General features: G+C 61.6%; 19 protein-coding genes and 1 rRNA gene. 16 read left to right on the top strand and 4 right to left on the bottom strand.

Annotation, left to right across the window (positions count from 1 at the left end; translation table 11 throughout):
- Nucleotides 1-64: 64 nt before the first annotated feature.
- Together ABI796_RS18145 and ABI796_RS18140 are read right to left on the bottom strand one after the other, a co-directional pair.
- Nucleotides 65-2,029: an acyl-CoA dehydrogenase family protein gene (locus tag ABI796_RS18145; protein ID WP_141286341.1), complete on the bottom strand. Its 1,965-nt coding sequence runs from the start codon at nucleotides 2,027-2,029 to the stop codon at nucleotides 65-67.
- A 62-nt stretch (nucleotides 2,030-2,091) separates the two neighbouring features.
- A complete protein-coding gene (locus tag ABI796_RS18140) occupies nucleotides 2,092-2,394 on the bottom strand; it encodes a hypothetical protein (protein WP_141286343.1) in 303 nt (100 codons plus the stop codon).
- Between the two features lie 313 nt (nucleotides 2,395-2,707).
- Here ABI796_RS18140 and ABI796_RS18135 point away from each other — a divergent pair, with 313 nt between their 5' ends.
- From ABI796_RS18135 to ABI796_RS18120, 4 genes are all read left to right on the top strand, one after another.
- Nucleotides 2,708-4,165: a DUF3375 family protein gene (locus ABI796_RS18135; protein WP_141286345.1), complete on the top strand. Its 1,458-nt coding sequence runs from the start codon at nucleotides 2,708-2,710 to the stop codon at nucleotides 4,163-4,165.
- Nucleotides 4,158-5,021 (top strand): DUF4194 domain-containing protein, encoded by an 864-nt coding sequence (locus ABI796_RS18130; protein WP_141286347.1) that lies wholly within the window; start codon nucleotides 4,158-4,160, stop codon nucleotides 5,019-5,021. The genes ABI796_RS18135 and ABI796_RS18130 overlap by 8 nt, the downstream gene beginning before the upstream one ends.
- The gene (locus ABI796_RS18125) at nucleotides 5,018-8,500 is read left to right on the top strand and encodes an ATP-binding protein (RefSeq protein ID WP_141286349.1); all 3,483 of its coding nucleotides are present in this window, start codon (nucleotides 5,018-5,020) and stop codon (nucleotides 8,498-8,500) included. The genes ABI796_RS18130 and ABI796_RS18125 overlap by 4 nt, the downstream gene beginning before the upstream one ends.
- Nucleotides 8,501-8,603: 103 nt before the next feature.
- Nucleotides 8,604-9,893, top strand: coding sequence for a PIN-like domain-containing protein (locus ABI796_RS18120; protein ID WP_141286351.1), 1,290 nt, complete (start codon nucleotides 8,604-8,606; stop codon nucleotides 9,891-9,893).
- 74 nt (nucleotides 9,894-9,967) lie between these two features.
- On the opposite strand, the gene ABI796_RS18115 is transcribed toward ABI796_RS18120, so the two are convergent.
- Nucleotides 9,968-10,462, bottom strand: coding sequence for an FBP domain-containing protein (locus ABI796_RS18115; RefSeq protein WP_141286353.1), 495 nt, complete (start codon nucleotides 10,460-10,462; stop codon nucleotides 9,968-9,970).
- Between the two features lie 603 nt (nucleotides 10,463-11,065).
- Here ABI796_RS18115 and ABI796_RS18110 point away from each other — a divergent pair.
- The 6 genes from ABI796_RS18110 to ABI796_RS18085 all read left to right on the top strand — a co-directional run bounded on the left by ABI796_RS18110 (nucleotide 11,066) and on the right by ABI796_RS18085 (nucleotide 17,358).
- Entirely contained in the window at nucleotides 11,066-12,136 is a 1,071-nt protein-coding gene (locus ABI796_RS18110; RefSeq protein ID WP_141286355.1) for an iron-siderophore ABC transporter substrate-binding protein, read from the top strand.
- A gap of 5 nt (nucleotides 12,137-12,141) precedes the next feature.
- Nucleotides 12,142-13,272: an iron ABC transporter permease gene (locus tag ABI796_RS18105; protein ID WP_141286357.1), complete on the top strand. Its 1,131-nt coding sequence runs from the start codon at nucleotides 12,142-12,144 to the stop codon at nucleotides 13,270-13,272.
- Nucleotides 13,269-14,378, top strand: a complete 1,110-nt coding sequence (locus tag ABI796_RS18100) for an iron chelate uptake ABC transporter family permease subunit (protein ID WP_141286359.1) — start codon at nucleotides 13,269-13,271, stop codon at nucleotides 14,376-14,378. Before ABI796_RS18105 ends, ABI796_RS18100 begins: the two co-directional genes overlap by 4 nt.
- A gap of 1 nt (nucleotide 14,379) precedes the next feature.
- Entirely contained in the window at nucleotides 14,380-15,204 is an 825-nt protein-coding gene (locus ABI796_RS18095; RefSeq protein ID WP_141286361.1) for an ABC transporter ATP-binding protein, read from the top strand.
- The gene (locus ABI796_RS18090) at nucleotides 15,201-16,256 is read left to right on the top strand and encodes a siderophore-interacting protein (RefSeq protein WP_141286363.1); all 1,056 of its coding nucleotides are present in this window, start codon (nucleotides 15,201-15,203) and stop codon (nucleotides 16,254-16,256) included. The genes ABI796_RS18095 and ABI796_RS18090 overlap by 4 nt, the downstream gene beginning before the upstream one ends.
- 271 nt (nucleotides 16,257-16,527) lie before the next feature.
- Nucleotides 16,528-17,358, top strand: a complete 831-nt coding sequence (locus ABI796_RS18085) for an SGNH/GDSL hydrolase family protein (RefSeq protein WP_141286365.1) — start codon at nucleotides 16,528-16,530, stop codon at nucleotides 17,356-17,358.
- A gap of 141 nt (nucleotides 17,359-17,499) precedes the next feature.
- On the opposite strand, the gene ABI796_RS18080 is transcribed toward ABI796_RS18085, so the two are convergent.
- Nucleotides 17,500-17,787 (bottom strand): YciI family protein, encoded by a 288-nt coding sequence (locus tag ABI796_RS18080; RefSeq protein WP_141286367.1) that lies wholly within the window; start codon nucleotides 17,785-17,787, stop codon nucleotides 17,500-17,502.
- A 68-nt stretch (nucleotides 17,788-17,855) separates the two neighbouring features.
- Here ABI796_RS18080 and ABI796_RS18075 point away from each other — a divergent pair, with 68 nt between their 5' ends.
- From ABI796_RS18075 to ABI796_RS18050, 6 genes are all read left to right on the top strand, one after another.
- Entirely contained in the window at nucleotides 17,856-18,335 is a 480-nt protein-coding gene (locus tag ABI796_RS18075; RefSeq protein WP_017198795.1) for a MarR family winged helix-turn-helix transcriptional regulator, read from the top strand.
- Between the two features lie 53 nt (nucleotides 18,336-18,388).
- Entirely contained in the window at nucleotides 18,389-19,153 is a 765-nt protein-coding gene (locus tag ABI796_RS18070; RefSeq protein WP_141286369.1) for an SGNH/GDSL hydrolase family protein, read from the top strand.
- A 358-nt stretch (nucleotides 19,154-19,511) separates the two neighbouring features.
- A complete protein-coding gene (rpmB, locus tag ABI796_RS18065; protein ID WP_011776361.1) occupies nucleotides 19,512-19,748 on the top strand; it encodes a 50S ribosomal protein L28 in 237 nt (78 codons plus the stop codon).
- On the top strand, nucleotides 19,748-19,915 hold the full coding sequence (gene rpmG / locus ABI796_RS18060) for a 50S ribosomal protein L33 (protein WP_003798558.1): 168 nt from the start codon (nucleotides 19,748-19,750) through the stop codon (nucleotides 19,913-19,915). Before rpmB ends, rpmG begins: the two co-directional genes overlap by 1 nt.
- 4 nt (nucleotides 19,916-19,919) lie before the next feature.
- Complete coding sequence (gene rpsN, locus ABI796_RS18055; RefSeq protein WP_011776360.1) at nucleotides 19,920-20,225, top strand: 30S ribosomal protein S14; 306 nt, start codon at nucleotides 19,920-19,922, stop codon at nucleotides 20,223-20,225.
- Between the two features lie 813 nt (nucleotides 20,226-21,038).
- A 16S ribosomal RNA gene (locus ABI796_RS18050) occupies nucleotides 21,039-22,560 on the top strand.
- Nucleotides 22,561-22,800 lie beyond the last annotated feature (240 nt).

The raw sequence follows: 22,800 nt of genomic DNA, 5'->3' as shown, positions 1-22,800 counted from the left end.
ACGTTGCCGGCGGCAATAACCGGTCTTCCCCGCACTAACCGGGAAGGAACGCAGCAGGAAACTCTCACCGATAGCTGCGGTGCAGGTTCTCCTTGATTGAAGCGCCCGGGGAGGCATCGCCAATCCAGGGGCCGGTTCCTTCGGATTGATCCAGGACGCCGGCCTCCAACCAGGCGTAGTCCCCGGCGAGGACTTTGCGCGAAAGGTCGTGATCGCCGTCGTCAGTATTCCTCCACAGCTGATCGAAGTACTCGTCCACCCGCACCCGGGCTTGCTCGCAGTACGCCTCGGCCAGCTCGAAGGCCGCGGCTCCTTGCCCGGGGTGGGTGCGGAGCAGCATTTCGGCCCGGGAGCAGCACGCTGCCATGGCGAACAGCTCAGCGCCGATGTCCACGATCCTGCCCAGGAACGCCTGCTTGTGCTCAAGCTTGGCCTGCCACCTGCCCATACCGTAAAAGGTTTGACGGGCCAGCCGGCGCGATGATCTCTCCACGAAGCGCAGCTGCTTGCCCAAGCGTCCGAATTCTGCGTAGGACCGCGGGTCCATACCGGCGCCGGCCACAAGTTTAGGCAACCAGCGGGCATAGAAGCCGGAGGCCCCGACGGCGGCCCTCGCCTTATCCTGCAGGCTCGCGTCCGCTGAGGCGAGGTCGCCCGCGGCGGCAAGGTGGGCGTCAACGGCTTCGCGGGCAATCAGGAGCTTCATGATCTCGCTGGAGCCCTCGAAGATCCGGTTGATGCGGAGGTCGCGGAGGAGTTGCTCGGCAGCCACGGCACGTTCGCCCCGGGCTTCCAGGGAGTCGGCCGTTTCGAATCCGCGGCCTCCCCGGATCTGCACGAGTTCGTCCGCGATCCTGCAACTCAGTTCCGTGGACCACAGCTTGGCCAGGGCAGCTTCGATGCGAACGTCTTTTTGGCCGGCATCAGCCATCTCGGCGGAGAGTTCGAACACCGCTTCCAGAGCGAAAGTGGTGGCGGCGATGAAGGCGATCTTCTTGCCCACGGCCTCGTGCTTGCCTACCGGCCGTCCCCATTGGGTCCGGGCATTGGACCATTCGCGGGAGATCTTCAGGCTCCACTTTCCGGCGGCCACGCACAGGCCGGGGATGGAAAGCCGTCCTGTATTAAGGGTGGTGAGGGCGATTTTGAGCCCTTGCCCTTCACGTCCCAGCCGGTTGGCTGCGGGGACGCGGACCTGGTGGAAACGGGTTACCCCGTTCTCGATTCCGCGCAGGCCCATGAAGGCGTTGCGGTTTTCCACGGTGATGCCGGGGGAGTCCATTTCCACAACGAACGCTGAGATGCCGCCCTTGTGTTCTGTGCCGTCAGGGTCGGTATGTTGGGGGACCCTTGCCATGACCACCACGAGTTCGGCGATCACCCCGTTGGTGGTCCAGAGCTTCACGCCGTCCAGAAGGTAGGACTCGCCGTCGTCGGACAGGACTGCTGTGGCGCCCATGCGGGCGGGGTCGCTGCCGACGTCGGGCTCTGTCAGCAGGAACGCAGTAATGGCGCCGGCGGCGCAACGCGGCAGGTACTCCTGCTTCTGTTCGGCTGTGCCGAACTCTTTCACCGGTTCCGGAACGCCGATGGATTGGTGGGCGGAAATCAGGGCGCCGAGGCTCGGATGTACCGATCCCAGCAGTGCAAGTGCGCGGCCGTAATAGACCAAGGACAGGCCCAAGCCCCCGTATTCGCGCGGAATCTTCATGCCGAAGACGCCAAGATCGGCGAGTCCTTTGAGGTATTCGTCGGGAATCCTGGCGTCGCGCTCAATCACGCGTCCGGACATGGTCTTGGCAAAGCTCAGCAGGCTGGCCATGAACTCTTCGCCCCGCTGGACATCGTCCGTTTTGGCTTGTGGCCAAGGGTGGATCAGGCTGAGGTCAAAGCTGCCCAGGTACAGGCCTTTGGCGAAGCTGGGCCGGTTCCATTCAGTTTCCCGTGCGGCTTCGGCTACGGCCCGGGCTTCTTCTGCGCTGGCGTTGACGCTTGCTGCGGCGAGACTGTTGTCAGTGGCGGACGTCATGGGAAAACTCCTCTAGCCGGTGGTGCCGGATGGAGCCAGGGTCCGCCTTGGGTGCGAACCCTTCAGCTGTCCCTCAATGCTACCCGTGAGTAGCTACCTGTGCTAGGGGAAACCTGGGGCTGGAATTCGGCGGGAATTTCCACTTGTCCGGCATGGTGAACCACGCGGTCCCACGCGAAATTAATGCCGTGAACGAGGCCGCCCAGCACCGACTTAACGGCATACCAGGCAATGCCCATTGCTCCGATAAGAACGATCGTTGCCAGTGCTGCCGCGGCAATAAATGCCACCAGAATTGCAGCGAACACCAGTGTTCCAATGAATACGTAAGTTGCAGTATCTAACGCAGTGAAGTCGAAATTCATGGTTCCCCCCGGGGCGACGGTGCGTGGGTCGGCGCGGCGTGGCTGCGTCGATGCTCTGACATTAGGGGCGGGCGCGGTTTCCAGCCAGAGCAGAAGCGGTAAGTGGCAGCGTTGATATGGGATCGAAACCATACCGGACGGTAGGTTACGGAATGGTTGCGGCCAGCGGCAGGGGACCGGCTCGACGGCGGCACGGCAGCGGGCTCGACGGCGGCACTTGAGGCCGGCGGTCGTCCCGGCGACGCTCTGCGTTAACCTTGTACGGGGCAGTTTTCGCTGCCAGCCAGGTTTCGCAGCAGCTGAAGGAGAGTAGTTGTCCCGTTCAGCCATGTCCTCCGCGGATGCCATCAGTGCCCGGCTCCGTGATCTTGAGCAACTGACCAAGGGCCCCGCCTGGGCTCTGACGCGGTCCGCGCCGTGGGTGATCGCGGTGCTGCAGGCCTCCTTTACCCGCACCCGGCCGCAGCTTCCGCTCGAAGAGTTCCACGCCGACGTCGACGCTTTCCTGGAGCAGCTCCGCCGCCAGGACCCAGCCTTGGGTGGTCAGCAAAACGGCAAGCTCTTTGGCGACGAATGGACCCGGAAGCAGTTCCTGACCCGGCGCAACCAGTCAGGTCAGATCGTTTACGAAGTTACCGAACCTGCTGCCCGCGTGCTCGCGTTCCTGGACAGTCTTTCCAGCGAGCGTTCCACACTGAACGGATCGCGGCTCGGCACGCTGCTGGGCGATGTTGAAAAGCTCGCCAACGAGACCAACCCTGACCAGAGCGCGCGCCTGGAAGCCCTCGAAGAAGAAATTCAGGAACGCCAGCAACTGGTGGAGGACATCAGCTCAGGGGAGTTCGATGGACTCCTTGATGATGAGGAAGCAGTTGAAGCGGCCGGCAACATTCTTGATCTCGCCGCCAGCCTGCCCGCCGATTACAAGAAGATGCGTGACCGGATTGAAGAGCTGGTGGGCGAGCTCCGCAACCAGATCATCGAGGAATCCCTGAGCAAAGGCGCCACCATGGCCCAGGTTTTGGAGGCGGACAAACGCCTGCGCCAAAGCCCGGAAGGCCGCACCTTCCGTTCCTTCACCGCGTTCCTGGAGGATCCGCAGCAGCAAGTCCGGTTCCGCTCGGCAATCGGCGAGGTGTTGAGCCGTCAATTCGCTGACGATCTCTCCCACGAGGACCGCGAGACGCTGAAAAACCTGGTGGCGGAACTGCGCACCCAGCACAGCCACATCCAGAGGATCTACGGCAAACTCTCCGAAAGCCTCAACACCTACATTCAGAGCGATGACGTCAGGCAGTCCGTCAGCCTCCGGAAGGTGTTGGCCGAGGCAGAGCAAGCCATCCGATCCATGCCGTATGAACGCGACCGCCCGGGCTTGGTCCGCGGGCCCGTGCTTTACAACGCAGGGTTTGAGTCCTTGGCGATGGTCAAACTCTTCGACCCCGATGAATTTGCCACGCCCCCACGCCTGGCTGACCCCATCGCGTTCAGCGACTCGGACCGCGTAAGGTCGGCCCGGACCGGAAAGGCCAAACCCGCTGTTATCCGGGCCGCCATGGCAGGGGCCACCACGCTTGGCGATGCCTGGGAAAACCTGCCCGCCGAGGAACGCCACATCAACACCGTGCGCACGCTGCTTTCCATGGCGCTGCAGACCGGCGCGGCCTTTGACAGGGCTGCCTGGGAACACATCGACTTCGAACAAATTGACGGCAGTACCCGCGCAGCGTACCTGCCGGTGGTCACGCTAAATGAGGATTCTGATGACTGAAGAAACCACGACGACGGAACTCACCGAAGCGGACCAGCGCGCCGAGGATGGGACTGACGCCGGGCTTGAGGCGGCTCCTGAAGTTGCCCACGCTGACCCCTTCCGGGTCACGCCGCGGGACACGTTTGTGGACGGCGCCGCGCTCTTCCCAGGAGACACCGGAGTGTTGCCCATGAAAGTGCGGCATGCGCTGGTGAAGCTGCTGAAAGGCCCGTACATTGACGGGGGCCGTGACGAGAAGTTGTGGACCACGCTGCTGGACAACCAGCTGATCCTTCGCAGCCGCCTCTCCGAACTGTTCCTCACTCTCCAGCTTGATCACGACCGCAAAATCGCCGTGCTCCGACCCGTCGATCCGGAGGTTGTCGGCGCCAGCTCGCGCTCAAGCATCCTGCGTCAGCAGCGGGCCCTGAGCCGTGTGGAAACCATCGTCCTGCTGCGCCTGCGTCTCCTGCTGGACCGCCACGTCACAGCCCAAACGGACCCCACCATCACCCGCGAAGAGATCTCGGACCTCGTGGCCAACTACACCCCGGCAGGCCAACAGGATGCCCTCCGTGACTCGGACGTCGTCACCCGGACCATCACCAAACTCCTGGCCCGCCAACTTATCCTCCCCACCCCGCTGGATGACACCTACACCATCAGCAACGCCCTCCCGCTTGCCCTTCCCTTCGAAAACATCGGCGACATCCCGGCCCAAATAGAGGCCCTGATAGCAGTGGCAGCCGACGAATCCGGAACAGAACCCCTCCTGGACCTGGACTCCGACCCGAGTCCGGAAGATGCCGACGACGACGCCGATGCTGCCCCCGCAGCGGACGGCGACCCAACAACAGAGGAGCCAGCCAAGTGACCATCGCAAGCATGCTCCCGCTCGGCGAGCTGACGAACCCCGGCCAGATGCGTTTGGCATTGGTGCAGGTGGTCAACTGGGGCACGTTCCATGGCGCTCACACCATGCACGTGGACCGTAAGGGCACCCTCCTGACGGGTAACTCGGGCGTCGGTAAGTCCACTCTTTTTGACGCGATGCTCCGTGTTTTTGATGCCCGTCCGCGCTCGAACGAGGCTGCTGCACAGCGGTCCGGTGGTGCTGTGGAGGACAAGAGAACCACGTTCACCTATATGCGCGGCAAGGTTGGTGATAAGGCGGTGGGTGATAGCTCGGCCAGTGCCTTCCAGCGCCCTGGTGCCACATGGTCCGCCGTCGCCCTGACGTTTGATAACGCCGCCGGCACGAAGGTGACGGTGTCAGCGCTGTTCGACCTCCCCAAGAACGGCACGGAGTCCAGTGTTGGGCGCTTCTATGTGATCGACAGCAAACCGTTGGACCTTGAGGCGATCGAGGGCATTGCCCAGAAGCGGTTCACCAAGGGTGCGCTGGAAGGGATCTTCCCTGAGGGCCAGGTCTTCGATGTGCATAAGGCGTTCGCTGAGCGTTTCCGGCGTTTGCTGGGCATCAACTCGGACCAAGCCCTTCCGTTGCTTCGCGTGATCCAGGCCGGCAAGGGTCTGGGTGGCAGCGTGAATACGTTCTTCCGTGACCAGGTGTTGGACGCTCCTGCCACGTTGGCTGCGGCCGATGATGTGGTGGAGGAATTCAGCAACCTGATGTCCATCCGGCAGCGGTTGGAGGATGTCCGGCAGCAGCGCGATCAACTGGCGCCGGTTCCGGGGTTGAATAAGGAGTATGCGCAGGCGCTGCTGGACGCGAACCGTCTCCGTGAGCTGGCCGGCGAGGAGTTTGAGGCCTACAAGCAGCAGCTTGCCGTCACGGTCCACGCCAAGACGCTGGCCCGTTTCAAGGAACTTGCACAGGCCAAAGCCCAGGAATTGGCGGCAGAACGCACGGTGCGGGACGCTTTGGCCAAGGAGCTCCGGGACCTTGAACTGGATTACAACAACCGGGGTGGCAACGCCATTTCGGCCATTGAGCAGTCGTTGGAAAACGCGCGGGTGGGCCTCAAGCTGCGTCAGCAGGTTGAGGATTCAGCGAAGAAGGCTTTGGCCGACGCCGGACTGAACCTGGAATGGTCGGCCGAGGGCTGGGACCAGGCGCATGAGCAGGCAGCGGCACGCTCGGCCGAGTTGAAGGACGATTCGGAAGCGCTCAAGGAACTGCGGTTCGAGGCTTTTGACGGGCATGCAACCAAAAAACGTGAGCTCGCTGCGGCCCAGCAAGAGCTGCTTTCGTTGCGGTCGCGCAAGTCCCTGCTGCCGCCGTCGAGCATTGAAAACCGGGCGGCCATCGCAGCGGCTACCGGGGTTCCGGAAGATCGCATGCCCTTTGGCGGCGAGTTGATGGATCTGGCCGAGGGGCAGGATCAATGGCGGCCTGCCGCGGAGCGTGCGCTGCGTAACCTTGCCACCACCTTGCTGGTACCCGGCGAGCACTTCGCAGCGGTCACCCGTTATTTGAACGACAACACTGTCCGTGGCGCTCTTCGCGCCGTGGATGTCTCAAAGCCGCTTGCCGGCGGCGCCCTGGCTGTGGAGGACGTGTCCGACGGCGACCTCTTGACGAAGTTGAGCATCCTCACCTCAGGCGCCAATGCAGAAGCGGGGGAGTGGATTCGGGAGCGGATCGCCTTGGACTTCGCCTATCCGTGCGTGGAGGACCCGGACGAGCTTGCCTCGATGGACAAGGGCCTCAGCTTGGGCGGCGTGGTCAAGCGCAACCGGCACACAGTGGAGAAGGACGATCGCTTCACGAGCCGCCAGGATTACGTGCTCGGATTCGATAATGCGTCCAAGCTCGAGCTCGTTGCGGCCCGTGTGGGGGAGCTGGAAAACGAGCTCGTGAAGGCCGCGGAACTTGCACAAAGCCGTGAGGACTCGCACCAGGGAATGGCCCGGCAGCTCGAGGCACTGCGCCGTGTGGCTGAAGATGAACGGCCTTGGGAGCAGGTCTCCGCAGCGGTCGCGGCGGAGGAACTTACCAGGATCGAGCAGCGCCTGACCGATGCGTTGGCCGCTCAGGCGGACTTGGAACCGCTGCGGGCCAGCATCGAAACTGTCCGGGAGAAGCACCAGTCCTCCACAGGCTCGGCCGCTGTGCTGCAGAGCGAATACAAAGCGCTGGACCACAAGATGACCACGGCGGACGGCCTGCTGGATGCGGCGAGGCTCAAGCTGGAGCAAGCACCGCCGTCGGCCTCTACTGTCACCGCGCTGGAGCCGTACTTCGACGGCGTCGCCGAGGTTTCTGAACTGTACGAGTTGGACAACCTGGCCAACAGTGTCCGTAATAAGCTGCTAGACGAGCTGCATGCGGCGGAATCGCGGGGACAGGCGACGGCCGAGCGCCTGACCCGCATGTTTGAAGCGTTCGTGCGCGACTGGGGCAGCGCCATCAGCGCCGATCACGGCACGTCGATCGGCGCCGCCGGGGACTTCGAATCCCGGTACCACGCGATCGTCAGTGACGGTTTGCCTGCTCAGGAGGCCGAGTTCCGGCTGTTCTTCAACCAGAGGACACACGAATCGTTCAGCACGCTCCTGCACCTGCTGGACGAGGAACGCCGCAGTATCACCAGCCGCATCCTGCCCCTCAACGGGATCCTCTCCCAGGTCAACTTCCATGAGGGCAGCTTCCTGGAACTGGATATCAAACAGACACTGCCGGCCACGGCCAAGCAGTTCAAGGACGCCATTCAGAACGCGCTGAAGGCGAAGCACACCCGGCCCTCCCGCGGCTCTGCTGCTGCTTCTTCCGCAACGGAAGTGGACGACGACGCCGAGCTCACCGCGCGTTACAAGTCCTTGGAAACCCTGGTGAAGCGGCTGGGTTCGCAGACACCGGAGGACCGGCGTTGGCGTGCCGAGGTACTCGATGTTCGTGGGCACCTGTTTATCCAGTGCAAGGAGCACCGCGAGGTGGCTTCGAAGTCGGGCAAGGCAGGCGGCTCCAGCGGCTCCGGCAAGAAGAAGACCGAAGTCTTCATGCACGCCGATACCGGCTCCATGTCCGGCGGTGAGCGCCAGCGGTTCACGGCGTTCATCATGGCCGCGGCGTTGAGCTACCAGCTGGGCATCGCCGAGCAGGGGTTCACAACGTACGGCACAGTGATGATGGACGAGGCGTTCGTGTTGGCTTCGGAAGAATTCGCTGGCGCCGGCATCAAGGCGCTTCACGAATTCGGGTTCCAGTTGCTGCTCGCGGCTCCCGAAAACGTGATCGACCTGTCCCGGCACCTCGGATCCGTCACGGAAATCCTCCGCGACAAGCGCACAAACCGCTCGGGCGTGCTCACGGCGCCGGTCATTGCCGGACCGGGCGAGCCCGGAGCGTGGCGCTCCGAGGCCAACCCGGTGGACATCGTGCTGCGGTAGATGTACCGGCCATTAGGTTGGTGACACTCGGGTGGCGCAGCAAATTCGAGTGCTACATTTGTGCAGCCGGGACAGGTCCGGACATTCACGCTTTGGGGGAATCATGGCTGGTATTTACACTGACTTTGGGCACTATCGGGTGCCTGATAGGGCTGAGCTCAAATCTGCACTCGAAAAGGCATCGGTCACCGTCGACGCTAACGTTATGCTCGACCTCTACCGAGGTTCCGACGCTTACACGTCTAACATGATGGTGGCCCTTCGCTGGCTCAATAACAGGCTTTTCGTCACTCACCAAGCTATGAGGGAGTTTTGGCGAAATCGCACATCGGTCTTGGAAGACAGAACAAAGGCCAAGCTCGATATCGAACGGGCTCTGGGGAGCGCTAATCAGACGCTGCGTCAGGCATTTAGGCAGTGGGGTAACCGCACCCAGATGCCCGAGACCGATATGGCAGAAATAGTTAAGCTTTTGGAGTCTTTCGTTGAAGGCAGCCGCGACTTGGTTTCGTCATTCCATGTCGATGACACAGAGAACTATCCGGCGCCTTCCGAGGATCCCATACTCCAGGAACTGGAATCAGTGCTAGAAGGTCGAGTAGTTGGACCGCTGGCGGCCAGTGAGTGGTCCAAGCGAGTGTCGGAGGGAATTCGACGACACGGGGCCGGAATAGCTCCAGGCTTCAAGGAAAAAGCGGCAGATAAAGAGCATTTGCCAGAGAAAGTGGCTGGGGACTACCTTGTCTGGTCTCAGGCGTGTGACATCGCATGTGAGGCGAGCACACCGCTGGTTGTCATCACTCGCGATCAGAAAGAGGACTGGTGGTGGCGCGAGAAAGGCGCTTTCCTGGGGCCGAACCGTGACCTTGTAGAGGAGTTCAACGGACGATCTGGCGGTCAGGTCTACTTGATGACTCCTCAGGACTTCTTGCGCCTCTTTGCAGAGCTCAACCACACCCAGCTTCCTGAGGACGCATTTGATGCTGGTTCTCAGGACGATGAGCTGACCTCTGACGATCCACTTGTCGGTTCCGAGCCAGAACAAATGGTTGCTGATACAGGCCGTTCGGAGTGGACCCTTGAAGGGTACGAAGCCGTAATTGCAAGCCTGGAATACCAAGGCTCGAAGCAGGCTGCCGTAATTGCTGCGGCAGTCGCCAACGATGGCTCTATTTCTCGGGAATCTGTCTACGAGATTTGTGAGTTTGAGCCGACGAGGATGCTCCGAGGCTTCACAAAGCCGGTTGCGAGGCACACCAGAATGCTGCAAAAGGAAGGCAAGGTTCCCCCTGGCGTGCGGGGGTTGCTCTTGCCCGCATACGATTTCGGGCCGACGGCTAACCGCTGGGTTGTTCCGGATGAGGTCGTCAGATTGGTTAAGGAAAGTGCGTAACTCTGGCTCGAGCTGACTGGCAGTAGTGGTTGTTCGAAGGCCTCACAACAACCACTACTGCCAGCTACTTTGCGCTACTTGGCCCTGACGCGGTCCAGGAACTGTTCAGTCCTAGCCTCCAGTCCGGCGATCTGTCGAACAACGACGGCGGCCGGGTCCGGGTTGATCTCGTTGGCGGGCGGTTCCTTACGCACGTTGGCGCTGCAGCCGAACTCCGCGCAAATGAGCGTCCCCACGGTGTTCCCGTCCCTACCGGATTGGCCGGCTTTCTTGGCCACCCACAAGTAGACGTCGTCCTTCGAGAACACGTCGCGGCACAGTTCACAGAGGACCACGCGCCTCTTTCCGGATCCGCCTTCAGGTGCACGGAGCATGATCCCGGTGAGCTTTCCCCGATGCGGAACCACAAGGTAGCCACGCTGGGGCATCTTGTCGTCCCGCCAGCCCAGGAACTCCAGGTTTTCCCAGTCGATGGTTTCAAAGTCCCGCGGGAGATTCAGCCTGGCGGCCTCGGAGCGGCTGGCGTTGATGAACGATGATCGGATTTGTTGGGCAGTAATTTTCTGCATGGCAAAGCTTCTTTCGGAAATGGTCGACGTCCGCGCGAATCTTGGGCGCGCGGAAAATGGCAGGAGGCGTCGGTCATCGGAGAAAAGCAGGCGCAGCAAAGGGCCTCAAAATACAAGAGGCCCGAAATGGCGGCTAGAGGGATGCCGACGTGCGGGGGAGTGCCAAGCAGGCCAAAGCGGCCACCTCGCTCACCATGGCTGCGGCAACTGAACCAGTGCGCATGCTCATCCCCTCGTTCCATTCCTTAAGAAGCGGTAGTCCGCTGCCGCCTATACTTTCAAATCTTCCGGGCCGATGTCCACTGAGAGAGGGTGCGGTGGGAAGGCTCGGGATGTGAGAGGGGGTGCGGCGGAAGGCTCGGGATGTGAGAGGGGGTGCGGCGGAAGGGCTCGGGATGTGAGAGGGGGTGCGGCGGGAAGGCTCGGGATGTGAGAGAGGGTGCGGTGGGAAGGGCTCGGGATGTGAGAGAGGGTGCGGCGGGAAGGGGTGTGATCTGCGTCGCATTCCGCTATTGTGGCGGATTAGGTGACGCAAACGTTTCTTAATTATCAGCAGGCTAGGCTAGCCTTACTTAGGTTCGCATCACTTACTTAAGGAGTACCGTGGCTTCCCTTCTCCCACGCCGCGCCCTGCTGAAGACAGCAGGAACCGCGACGGCCGCATTGGCCGCCGTCGCCCTCACCCTCACCGGCTGCTCCACTGGCCCGGCAACATCCGCTCCCGCCACTGAGCAGGCAGCATCCTCGGCCTTCCCGGTCACCATCAAGAACGTCTTTGGTGAGACCACCATCAAGGAACAGCCCAAGCGCGTAGTCACCATCTCGTGGGTCAACGACGACGTCGCGATCGCCCTGGGTGTTGTTCCCGTTGGTGTTCCCAAGAACGAATGGGGCAACAACGACAAGGGCTCAACCCCTTGGAAGGACGCCGCACTGGAGAAGCTCGGCGCCGGCTTCGGCACCGAGAAGGCTCCGGTTCAGTACTCCGAGGCAGACGGCATCAACTTCACCGAGATCGCCAAGCTCAGCCCGGACGTTATCCTGGCCGCTTACTCGGGCCTGGAAGAAGCTGACTACAAGAAGCTCACCGAAATTGCTCCCGTGGTTGCTCAGCCGGAACTCGCCTACGGCACCCCGTGGCAGGAAAGCACCACCTTGATCGGCAAGGCTCTCGGCAAGGAAGCCGAAGCCAAGAAGCTGATTGAAGATACGGAAAACACCGTCAAGGAAAAGGTGTCCGAGTTCCCGCAGATCAAGGACAAGACCTTCATCTACGGCAACCTCGAGCCCGCCAAGGGTGACGGCGCCAACGTGTACACGGCAATCGACAACCGCCCCCGCTTCCTTTCCGAAATCGGCATGAAGCTGGCCCCGGTGGTTACTGAGAACACCAAGAGCAACACGGAATTCTTCATCCCGTGGTCCGCTGAGAAGGCCAACGAGCTCGAATCCGATGTTTTCGTGACCTGGGTTCCGGACTCCACCACGGCAGATGCCATCAAGGCTGACCCGCTGTTGGGCCAGATCCCGGCCATCAAAAAGGGCGCACTGGTTGCTGATTCGGATCAGACCCTGACGCTCTCCATCTCCGCCTCTTCGCCGCTGAGCCTTCCGTGGGCACTGGATACCTTCCTGCCGCAGCTGGGTAAAGCAGCAGACGCAGCAGGCAAGTAACTGCAATGAAACTGAGTACGACGACGGCACTTCAGGGGCGGGGCAGCGGCACTTTGGTGTCGGCTGGCCCGGGAGGCATCGCCCCTGAGGCCACGGCGACCGGCGGGGGAACCGGTTCCGAAGGCACAGCAGACAGGCGGACAGCAGGAAAGCGCACCGCCTGGCTGCTGGTAGCCGTCGTCGTACTCGCCGCAGTGTGCGCCGCATCCTTGGCGATCGGCGCACGCGGCCTTCCCCTTAACACCGTCTGGGAAGCACTCACCAACTTCAATCCGGAGGACGGTAACCACGCTGTGGTCATCGCCCGGATCCCCAGGACCGTGCTGGGCCTTCTTGCCGGTGCCGCACTGGGTCTCGCCGGCGCAGCCATGCAGGGTGTTGCCCGCAACCCGTTGGCAGATCCCGGGATTCTGGGACTCAACGCCGGTGCAGCCTTGGCGGTGGTGGTCGGAATCTATGTTTTCGGCATCGGCTCGTTGTCCGGCTACATTTGGTTCGCCTTCATCGGTGCCGCCGCGGCCGCCGTCGTGGTTTACGCCATCGCGTCGATCGGACGTGACGGTGCCACACCGGTCAAGCTCGCGCTGGCAGGTGCCGCCCTGAGCGCCGGTCTGTTCTCCCTGATGAACGTCATCCTGGTTTCGAGCCAGGACACCTTTGACCGCTTCCGCTTCTGGCAGGTAGGCACCATAGGCGGACGTGACTGGTCCGTCCTGTTGCCTGCACTGCCGTTCCTCGCGGTCGGGGCGCTGATTGTTCTTGCCGGCGGACGAATCCTGAACAGCCTTGCCCTGGGCGACGACATTGCACGCGGCCTCGGCCAAAACGTCACGCTGGCCCGCAGCATCACCGGACTGGGCATCGTCCTCTTGTGCGGATCCGCTACGGCCGTGGCCGGGCCCATTGCCTTCCTCGGTTTGGTCATACCGCACGCCGTCCGCTCCTTGACCGGCCCGGACTACCGGTGGATCCTGCCGTTTTCCGCAGCTGTGGCCCCGATCCTGCTGATCAGCGCCGACATCGTTGGCCGCGTGATCCTTCTCCCCGGCGAAGTCCCTGCAGGCATCATGACCGCCATCATCGGCGCCCCCGTCTTCGTCTGGCTCATCCGCCGCGGAAAGGGGGCCGGGCTGTGACCACTGTCCATAAACTCCCCACCGAGTTGGCAGTCAGCGCCAATGTTTCCCCGAAGCACCATCAACAAACGACTCTTCGGCGCGTGCTGAGCCCCACGTTCTTCCTGGGACTGGCAGTCATTGTCATGTTCGCCGTGTACGTGCTCCTGGGCAGCTACACCGTGACCATCGCCGACTTCTTCACCATCGTGATCAACCACCTCACCGGCGGTGAGAAAATCCCCGGAGCCAGCTTCATTGTCATGGAGCACAAGCTGCCGCGCGCAGTGGTGGGCACCATGATCGGCATCGCCTTCGGCTTGGCCGGCGCATTGTTCCAGACCATGCTCCGCAATCCGCTGGCCAGCCCGGACATCATCGGTATCAGTTACGGTGCCAGCGCGGCAGCCGTGACGGCAATCGTGATTTTCGGCGCTTCCGGAGCCGTGGTCTCCGGGGCAGCACTCGGTGGAGCGCTCGGCGTCGCCGCCATCATCTACGCAATCTCCCGTGGCGGTACCGGCGCGGGTGGAGGCAGCCGCGGCAACGCTGCAGGCAACCGCCTCATCCTTGCCGGAGTGGGCATCGCAGCGGCACTGCACGCGGTGGTCAACTTCCTCATGACCCGCGCGGACATCCGCACCGCAGCCGACGCCCTCATCTGGCTCAACGGCTCCCTGAACTCCTCCACGTGGGACCGCGCAGGGGTCCTCGCAGTCTCTCTTCTCATCCTGATCCCGGCCGTCATAGCCCTCGCTGGTCCGTTGCGCATCCTCGAACTCGGTGACGACGCCGCAGCCGGCCTCGGAATCAAGGTCAACGCCGCCCGGCTGGGACTGGTGCTCACCGCCGTCGGACTTGCCGCCGTTGCCACGGCCGCTGCCGGTCCGGTAGCGTTCGTCGCTTTCCTTGCAGGCCCCATTGCCCGCCGCGTTGTCCGCAAACCCAGCCTCCCGGCGTCGGCCCTTACCGGTGCCCTGATCGTGTTGCTCGCAGACTTCTTCGCTTCCAACATCGCTCCCGTCATCCTTGACGGAACGGTCCTTCCGGTGGGCGTCATTACCGGCGCCCTCGGTGCTCCCTTCCTGTTGTGGCTGCTGGTTACCTCCAACCGAAAGGAGGCCTGACATGGCCATCCTTAATGCCAAGGACCTCACGCTCCAATACGAGGCACGCAAGGTGGTGGAAGGGCTCACCACTGAGATCCCCGAAGGCAAAGTGACCATGATTGTGGGCGCCAACGCCTGCGGCAAGTCCACGCTACTGCGTGGTTTGTCACGCCTGCTCAAGCCCAGCGGCGGTTCCGTGACGCTGGACGGCAAGGACATCCACACCCGTCCCGCCCGCGAACTCGCCCGCACGCTCGGCCTCCTGCCCCAGCACCCCGCCGCTCCGGACGGCATCACCGTCCGGGACCTCGTGGGCCGCGGCCGTTACCCGCACCAAGGCTTCTTCCGCAGCTGGAGCGCCGCCGACGACGCCGCGGTGCAGCGCGCGCTCGACGCCACCGACACCTTGCAACTGGCTGAGCGCAGCATCGATGCACTGTCCGGTGGACAACGCCAGCGGGTCTGGATTGCCATGGCCCTCGCGCAGGAAACCGACGTCCTGCTGCTGGATGAACCAACCACGTACCTGGACCTCGCCCATCAGGTGGAAGTCCTGGACCTCGTCACTGACCTCAACCGCAGCCGCGGCACCACCGTGGCAATTGTGCTGCACGATCTCAACCTCGCAGCCCGCTACGCAGACCATGTGATCGCCATGAAGGGCGGGTGCATCGTGGCCGAAGGTCCCGCACCAGTGGTAGTCACCGAGGAATTGGTCTTCAACGTTTTTGGCCTGGAATCCCGTGTGGTTCCGGACCCCATTTCAGGCACACCGCTGATCGTCCCCATCGGACGCCACCACGCACGCACCGCTTCAACCAACGAACTGGAGATCGCCTCATGAGTGCACAACCAACACAGGCAAAAGCAAGTGCCGCCGTGGAGCCCATGACCCTCGCCTTCGACGTCACCGTGACGGCCGTGCAGGAGCTCAGCCCCAACTTCCGCCGGATCACCTTCGGTGGATACTCCCTGCGGGACTTCGGCGTAGCGGGCGACACCCTGGACCTGCGCGTGAAGCTGATGATCCCGTCCCGCGACGCATCCGGCAACATCATTCCGCTGCCTGTCTTTAAGATGGAAGAAGCCGGCTGGTACCAGGAATGGTTGGCCATGGATCCCTCCGTCCGCGGTGACATGCGCACTTACACGGTCCGCTCCGAGCGTCTGGATGCCGTGTACCCGGAGATCGACATCGACTTCGTCATGCACTTCGACGACGCCGGCCACGGCGGACCCGCGGCCAACTGGGCCAAAGCCGCCAGGCCCGGGGACTCCCTCACCATCATTGGCCCCAACAACAGGGCAGCGCAGTGCACCACTGCCGGAGCCTACGGCGGCATCGAATGGCGCCCGGGCCTTGCCCAGCGCGTGCTCCTGGCCGGCGACGAAACCGCAGTCCCCGCCATCAGCGCCATCCTCGAAAGCCTGCCCGCCGATATGACCGGCCACGCCTTCCTCGAAGTACCCGAGGCCGGCGACTTCCAGGACATCACCACGGCAGCGGACATCGAAATCACCTGGCTGGCACGCGGTGCAGCCATCGGGCGCTCACGTCCACACGGTGAACTCCTCAAAGAAGCCGTAGCCAAGGCCATTCCCGTGCCGGGCTGGGTAGGGATCAAAGGCACCGAAACCGCGGCCGGCCCCGAACCTGAAGACGTTAACGTGGACCAGGACATCCTCTGGGAAACCCCGCAGCGCATGGACACCGCGGCCATCGAAGCCAGCAAGAACCCCACCCTGCCCGCCGGTGCATTGCCGTTCTATGCATGGATCGCCGGTGAAGCGTTCGTGATCAAGGAAATGCGGCGGTACCTGGTTCGGGACGTTGGCATCGACCGTAAGCAAGTTGCGTTCATGGGTTACTGGCGCCGGGGCAAAGCCGAAGGCTAAGCCCCTTGCGTTAGTCCGCAGAAGCGCCGGGTGGGCGGTTGGCGGCCATCTTCGGCGTGCTGCTCCTTCGTCGCTTTGACGCACGCTGCCGGATACCCGCCAACCGTCCGTGCGCCTCACCTTCCGACGCTCTCTCACTTCCCTCGGGTTTTTGGCCGACGCTCTCTCACTTCCTCTGGGCTTTGGGCCGACGGTCTCTCACTTCCCTCTTGTTTGGGGAGTTCACTTGGGGTTGGCTCGGGTGTAACCGGGGGCGGGTAGCGTCGGGTGGGTGCGGGAGGAACTCGGGGACCGGAACAAGGTTCGACGGCGGTTTGTCGCCTTGGGGGATTCCTTCACCGAAGGCGTGGGGGACCCCAGCAATGTCCTGCCCAATGGGGTGCGCGGCTGGGCGGACAGGGTCGCTGAGAAATTGGCTAAGGACCAGCCGGGTTGGGAGTACGCCAACCTGGCTGTTCGCAGTAAGAGGCTCCGGCACATCATTGGCGAACAGCTCGAGCCGGCCCTCGCTATGGAGCCGACGCTCATTACGCTCTACGCAGGCGGCAACGACATCCTCGATTTCGGCACTGACATGGATGCGCTCCTCAATGACTATGAATTGCTGGTGGCCCGGCTGAGTGAAACCGGGGCCACTTTGGTTCTGTTCACCGGGTTCGACGTGAAGGTCTCGGCCGTCCTGGAGCCGTTCAAGAAGCGCAACACCCTCTATAACCAGAGAGTCCGCGAGGTTGCCGCAAAATATGGTGCGGTCCTGGTGGACTACTGGTGCTTTGATGCTTACAAGGACAAGAGGATGTGGGCCCCGGACCGGCTTCATATGTCCAAAGCGGGCCACAAGTATTTGGCGGCGCAGGTCCTCGACCACCTCAACGTCCCCCACAAGATCTCGCCCAAGCAATGGGATCCGCCCTCCCGCCTGACCCTCCGCGAATGGGAACGCCGGCAGCGCCGTTGGGTCAACGACTGGGTGGTGCCGCTCTTCGGCCGCAAGCTCAGGGGCGTCACCCTGGGAGATGCCCTCAGCCCGCGCTGGCCCCAACCCGTGAAGGTCCCCCGGAAGGGCGGGCTGAAAAAGCTGATGGAAGAGGCACTGAAGTGATGGAACAGATCAGCGCGACGTCGGACCTTGGCTTTCGCGGCGTCTCCGCGGGACATCGAGCGGCGAGGACATCACGGCACGCTGGCCCGATCTGATGCCGGTAGTGTTGCCCGAGCAGTTGGGCTCACAACCCCGGATACCTCAGGTATCGAGCAGGTTTTCGTAACCCTCAGCGACGCTGGTGGCAGTGAATTCGATGATTTCGAACTCAGCCACTCCGTTGCTGTAGAACGGGTCCTTCGCCAGCGACGCATCCAGCGTTGCCCTGTCCACTTTGGACAGCAGTACGCCGCCCGTGGCTGGGACGCGACGTCCGGACGCAAGGAAGGTTCCGGCGTCGAACGCTTCCTTAAGCCAAGCCATGTGACCGGGCCGGTGGAAGTCGACAATTTCGTCGGGAACTTTGTAGGTCAAGGAGACTACGAACATGCCGCCAGCCTATCGTCAGAGCCGCCCACTGGAGCTATGGAAGCAGCGGATTCTCATAAGATGGAGACATGACTCAACCCCGCTGGCTGAATGCCGACGAACGCCGTGCTTGGCTGGCCCTGCTGAGCATCAACACCTTGCTCCCCTCGGCGTTGGACACCCAGCTTCAATCCGCCGGCAAATTGTCCTTGTTCGACTACAACGTGCTCGCAATGCTCTCTGAAACAGAGGGCCGGTACCTTCCCATGAGTGAGCTCGCCGCGCGTACGAGTGCCTCCTTGTCGCGCCTTTCCCACGTTGTCACCAAGCTGCAGAAACGCGGTTGGGTGGAACGGCAGGCGCACCCCGGCGATGCCCGGGTAACCGTGGCGCACCTGACCGACGCCGGCATGTCCACCATTGTGTCCCTCGCCCCGGGACACGTGGAATCCGTGCGGACGCTCATGCTCGATTCCCTCAGCCCCGACGACGTCGCTGATCTTGCCCGCATCGGTGAAAAAATCGTGGCCCGCCTGGACAACAACCACTGGATACTCCGTGACTCCTGACCCGTTCCAGGCGTGCTTTGTGGCCTCCCGAGCTGAAGTGGCAGACTGACGGCATGGATTTTTCTGCCCGTTATGTTGCCTTGGGGGACTCGTTCACTGAGGGTGTTGGAGATGAGGACCCCACCCGCCCCAACGGGGTTCGCGGCTGGGCTGACGTCGTGGCCGGCCAACTTGCCCACAGCAACACGGACTTCGGGTACGCCAACCTGGCCATCCGCGGCCGGAAACTCCGGCAAATCATGGCTGAGCAGGTTGATGCCGCAGTCGCCATGAAGCCGACGCTGGTAACGCTGTACGCGGGCGCCAACGACATCCTGCGGCCCAAGATTGATATTGACTCGCTTTTGGAAGAGTACGACGCCGGCATTGCCAAGTTGAGTGCGTCCGGAGCCACTGTTGTGCTCTTTACAGGCTTCGATGCCAAGGGCTCCAAGGTTTTCAGTGCCATGCGCGGCCGCACCGCGATCTACAACGAGCTGGTGCGTGAAATCGCCGAAAACCATGGTGCCCTGCTGGTGGATTATTGGCGGTTCGACGAGTACGACGATTGGCGTCTTTGGGGCGAGGACCGCATGCACATGTCCACTGCCGGCCATGTCAACATGGCCAAGCGCGTCCTGGACGTCCTTGAGCATGAGCATGTCATTGAGGTTCCGGAACTGGCGCCGGTCCGTTTGATGAATCGGGTGGAGACCCTGAAAGCCAACGCCCGCTGGTTCCGGGAGTCCGCAGCACCGTGGGTTGCCCGACGGGTGCGGGGAGTCTCGTCCGGTGATGGCTTGAGCCCGAAATACCCAGAGCTGATCCGGCCGCTTTAATTCCGGCTGCGCAGGGCTTATCATGCCGGATTGGTCTTAATTTGGCCTGACCCGTAGAATAGTTAGGCGCTAGGTAGTGCGGATCGTGTGCAATTGCTCCGGTTGGTGGTGACTGTTGGTTTTACTGACGTCCCGGTGGCCGGTAGTTAGGGGCTCAAGTTGCGTGCATTCCTGTATTCGCCCGGTATCCCAGGATCTGTTTCAGTGATTTTCACTGTCCGGTCCTGAGGCCAACCTTCTTCGCCGCACTTGCTGCGGAAACTACCGAAATGGTTTGGACCCGGATGCGGACGCTGCCTGTCGCACGGTAACGCAGGAACATCTGCACGCCGTTACATTCAATCTTTGGAGGAGAGTCATGGCAGCACACTGCCAAGTGACCGGAGCCGAGCCGGGCTTTGGACACAGCATTTCGCACTCGCACCGTCGCAACAAGCGTCGGTTCGACCCGAACATTCAGAAGAAGCGCTACTGGGTTCCGTCCCTGCGCCGTAACGTCACGCTGACCCTGTCAGCCCGTGGCATCAAGACAATCGACGTACGCGGCATCGACTCAGTCGTTGCTGACATCCTGGCACGAGGAGTAAAGCTCTAATGGCAAAGGACAAGGACGTACGTCCGATCATCAAGCTGAAGTCCACTGCGGGCACCGGTTACACCTACGTAACCCGCAAGAACCGTCGTAACGATCCTGACCGTCTGGTCTTGAAGAAGTACGACCCCAAGATCCGCCAGCACGTCGAATTCCGAGAGGAGCGCTAAACACATGGCAAAGAAGTCAAAGATTGCTCGCAACGAGCAGCGCAAGGTCATTGTTGAGCGTTACGCTGCCAAGCGTCTCGAACTGAAGAAGACCCTGGTTGACCCCAACGCGACTGACGAAGCACGCGAAGCTGCACGCCTCGGCCTGCAGAAGCTGCCCCGCAACGCCTCCCCGATCCGTCTGCGTAACCGCGACCAGATCGACGGCCGTCCCCGCGGTACGCTCCAGAAGTTCGGTATCTCCCGTGTTCGCTTCCGCGACATGGCTCACCGCGGTGAGCTCCCGGGCATCACCAAGTCTTCCTGGTAATCACGAAGCTCTGAAAAGGCCGGCAACCGTTATGGTTGCCGGCTTTTTTGTGTTTAAGCATGGGTTTACCGGACCGTCTCTCACTTCCCGGGGGTTTTCGCCGGATGCTCGCTCACTTCACTCGGGTTCTTGCCGGACCGTCTCTCAATTCCCTCGGGTTTTTGCCGGACGCTCGCTCGAGTGGAATATTCGACGGCGGTGGTCGGGTGGGTGCGGGGCGTCGGATTGGGGGGATGATTGCTGGTGTGACGGGCTTCACGCGCACTGATTTTGGCTGGTTTTGCGTTGATTGGAGCAGTGGTGGTGCTGTTCGCCCCGTGTTTGCGGGGGTTTTGGGTGGTGCGGGGCTGGATTTGTGCCGCGGTCCGTAGCCGTGTAATGTCTTCTGAGTCGCCGCGAGTGAGACAGCCTGGAGCTGAGAGCCGCGGAGGCCAACCCCCTTGATAACAGCCTGAAAAACGGTGCGCTTCCGAGTGCGTCTGCTTCGGGTGGGGCCGGAACCTGTATCGGAAACCGCGGAAACGCCGGTTTGCAAAGATCTGGTTGATCGGGTAAGTTTGAAAAGTTGCTCCGGAGCGATCTTGGCCCCTTTGTGGGGGTTGAGTGGTGCCGGGTGTGTCTGTTGTTTGAGAACTCAATAGTGTGCCAAGTTTGTTGATGCCGATTGTTTTATTGATTGGTTGAAATTATGGCCGGATTGTCGCGCACCCCCGTGTGTGGTGGTCTGGTTTTCAGCTGGTTTCGAATTTTGTGCAGCCGTGTCTTGCCGTTATTTCCGGTGGGTGTGGTTGTGTCTGTTTGATTTGTTTTACTTCAACGGAGAGTTTGATCCTGGCTCAGGATGAACGCTGGCGGCGTGCTTAACACATGCAAGTCGAACGATGATCCCAGCTTGCTGGGGGATTAGTGGCGAACGGGTGAGTAACACGTGAGTAACCTGCCCTTGACTCTGGGATAAGCCTGGGAAACTGGGTCTAATACCGGATATGACCATCTGGCGCATGTCATGGTGGTGGAAAGCTTTTTGTGGTTTTGGATGGACTCGCGGCCTATCAGCTTGTTGGTGGGGTAATGGCCTACCAAGGCGACGACGGGTAGCCGGCCTGAGAGGGTGACCGGCCACACTGGGACTGAGACACGGCCCAGACTCCTACGGGAGGCAGCAGTGGGGAATATTGCACAATGGGCGCAAGCCTGATGCAGCGACGCCGCGTGAGGGATGACGGCCTTCGGGTTGTAAACCTCTTTCAGTAGGGAAGAAGCGAAAGTGACGGTACCTGCAGAAGAAGCGCCGGCTAACTACGTGCCAGCAGCCGCGGTAATACGTAGGGCGCAAGCGTTATCCGGAATTATTGGGCGTAAAGAGCTCGTAGGCGGTTTGTCGCGTCTGCTGTGAAAGACCGGGGCTCAACTCCGGTTCTGCAGTGGGTACGGGCAGACTAGAGTGCAGTAGGGGAGACTGGAATTCCTGGTGTAGCGGTGAAATGCGCAGATATCAGGAGGAACACCGATGGCGAAGGCAGGTCTCTGGGCTGTAACTGACGCTGAGGAGCGAAAGCATGGGGAGCGAACAGGATTAGATACCCTGGTAGTCCATGCCGTAAACGTTGGGCACTAGGTGTGGGGGACATTCCACGTTTTCCGCGCCGTAGCTAACGCATTAAGTGCCCCGCCTGGGGAGTACGGCCGCAAGGCTAAAACTCAAAGGAATTGACGGGGGCCCGCACAAGCGGCGGAGCATGCGGATTAATTCGATGCAACGCGAAGAACCTTACCAAGGCTTGACATGAACCGGAAAGACCTGGAAACAGGTGCCCCGCTTGCGGTCGGTTTACAGGTGGTGCATGGTTGTCGTCAGCTCGTGTCGTGAGATGTTGGGTTAAGTCCCGCAACGAGCGCAACCCTCGTTCTATGTTGCCAGCGCGTTATGGCGGGGACTCATAGGAGACTGCCGGGGTCAACTCGGAGGAAGGTGGGGACGACGTCAAATCATCATGCCCCTTATGTCTTGGGCTTCACGCATGCTACAATGGCCGGTACAAAGGGTTGCGATACTGTGAGGTGGAGCTAATCCCAAAAAGCCGGTCTCAGTTCGGATTGGGGTCTGCAACTCGACCCCATGAAGTCGGAGTCGCTAGTAATCGCAGATCAGCAACGCTGCGGTGAATACGTTCCCGGGCCTTGTACACACCGCCCGTCAAGTCACGAAAGTTGGTAACACCCGAAGCCGGTGGCCTAACCCTTGTGGGGGGAGCCGTCGAAGGTGGGACCGGCGATTGGGACTAAGTCGTAACAAGGTAGCCGTACCGGAAGGTGCGGCTGGATCACCTCCTTTCTAAGGAGCTGCTAACAACTGGTTGCTGTGCCTGTATGGGTGTGGTGGTGGTTGTCAGTGTTGCCCATTGCGCAGGCGTATGTTCTGCGGTGGGTGCTCATGGGTGGAATATCAACAAATCAAAGTTTCTTTGGCATGGCCTTTCCTGGTTGTGTCCTGGTGTTAGTACGGCTTCCTGTGTTCCTGCTTTGGTGGGGGTGTGGGTTGTGTGGAACGCTGCCGGGGCGTGGTTTGTGGGGG

The sequence above is a fragment of the Paenarthrobacter aurescens genome (assembly GCF_041549525.1).
GTDB lineage: Bacteria > Actinomycetota > Actinomycetes > Actinomycetales > Micrococcaceae > Arthrobacter > Arthrobacter aurescens.
This window is presented reverse-complemented; position numbering and strand designations above follow the sequence as displayed.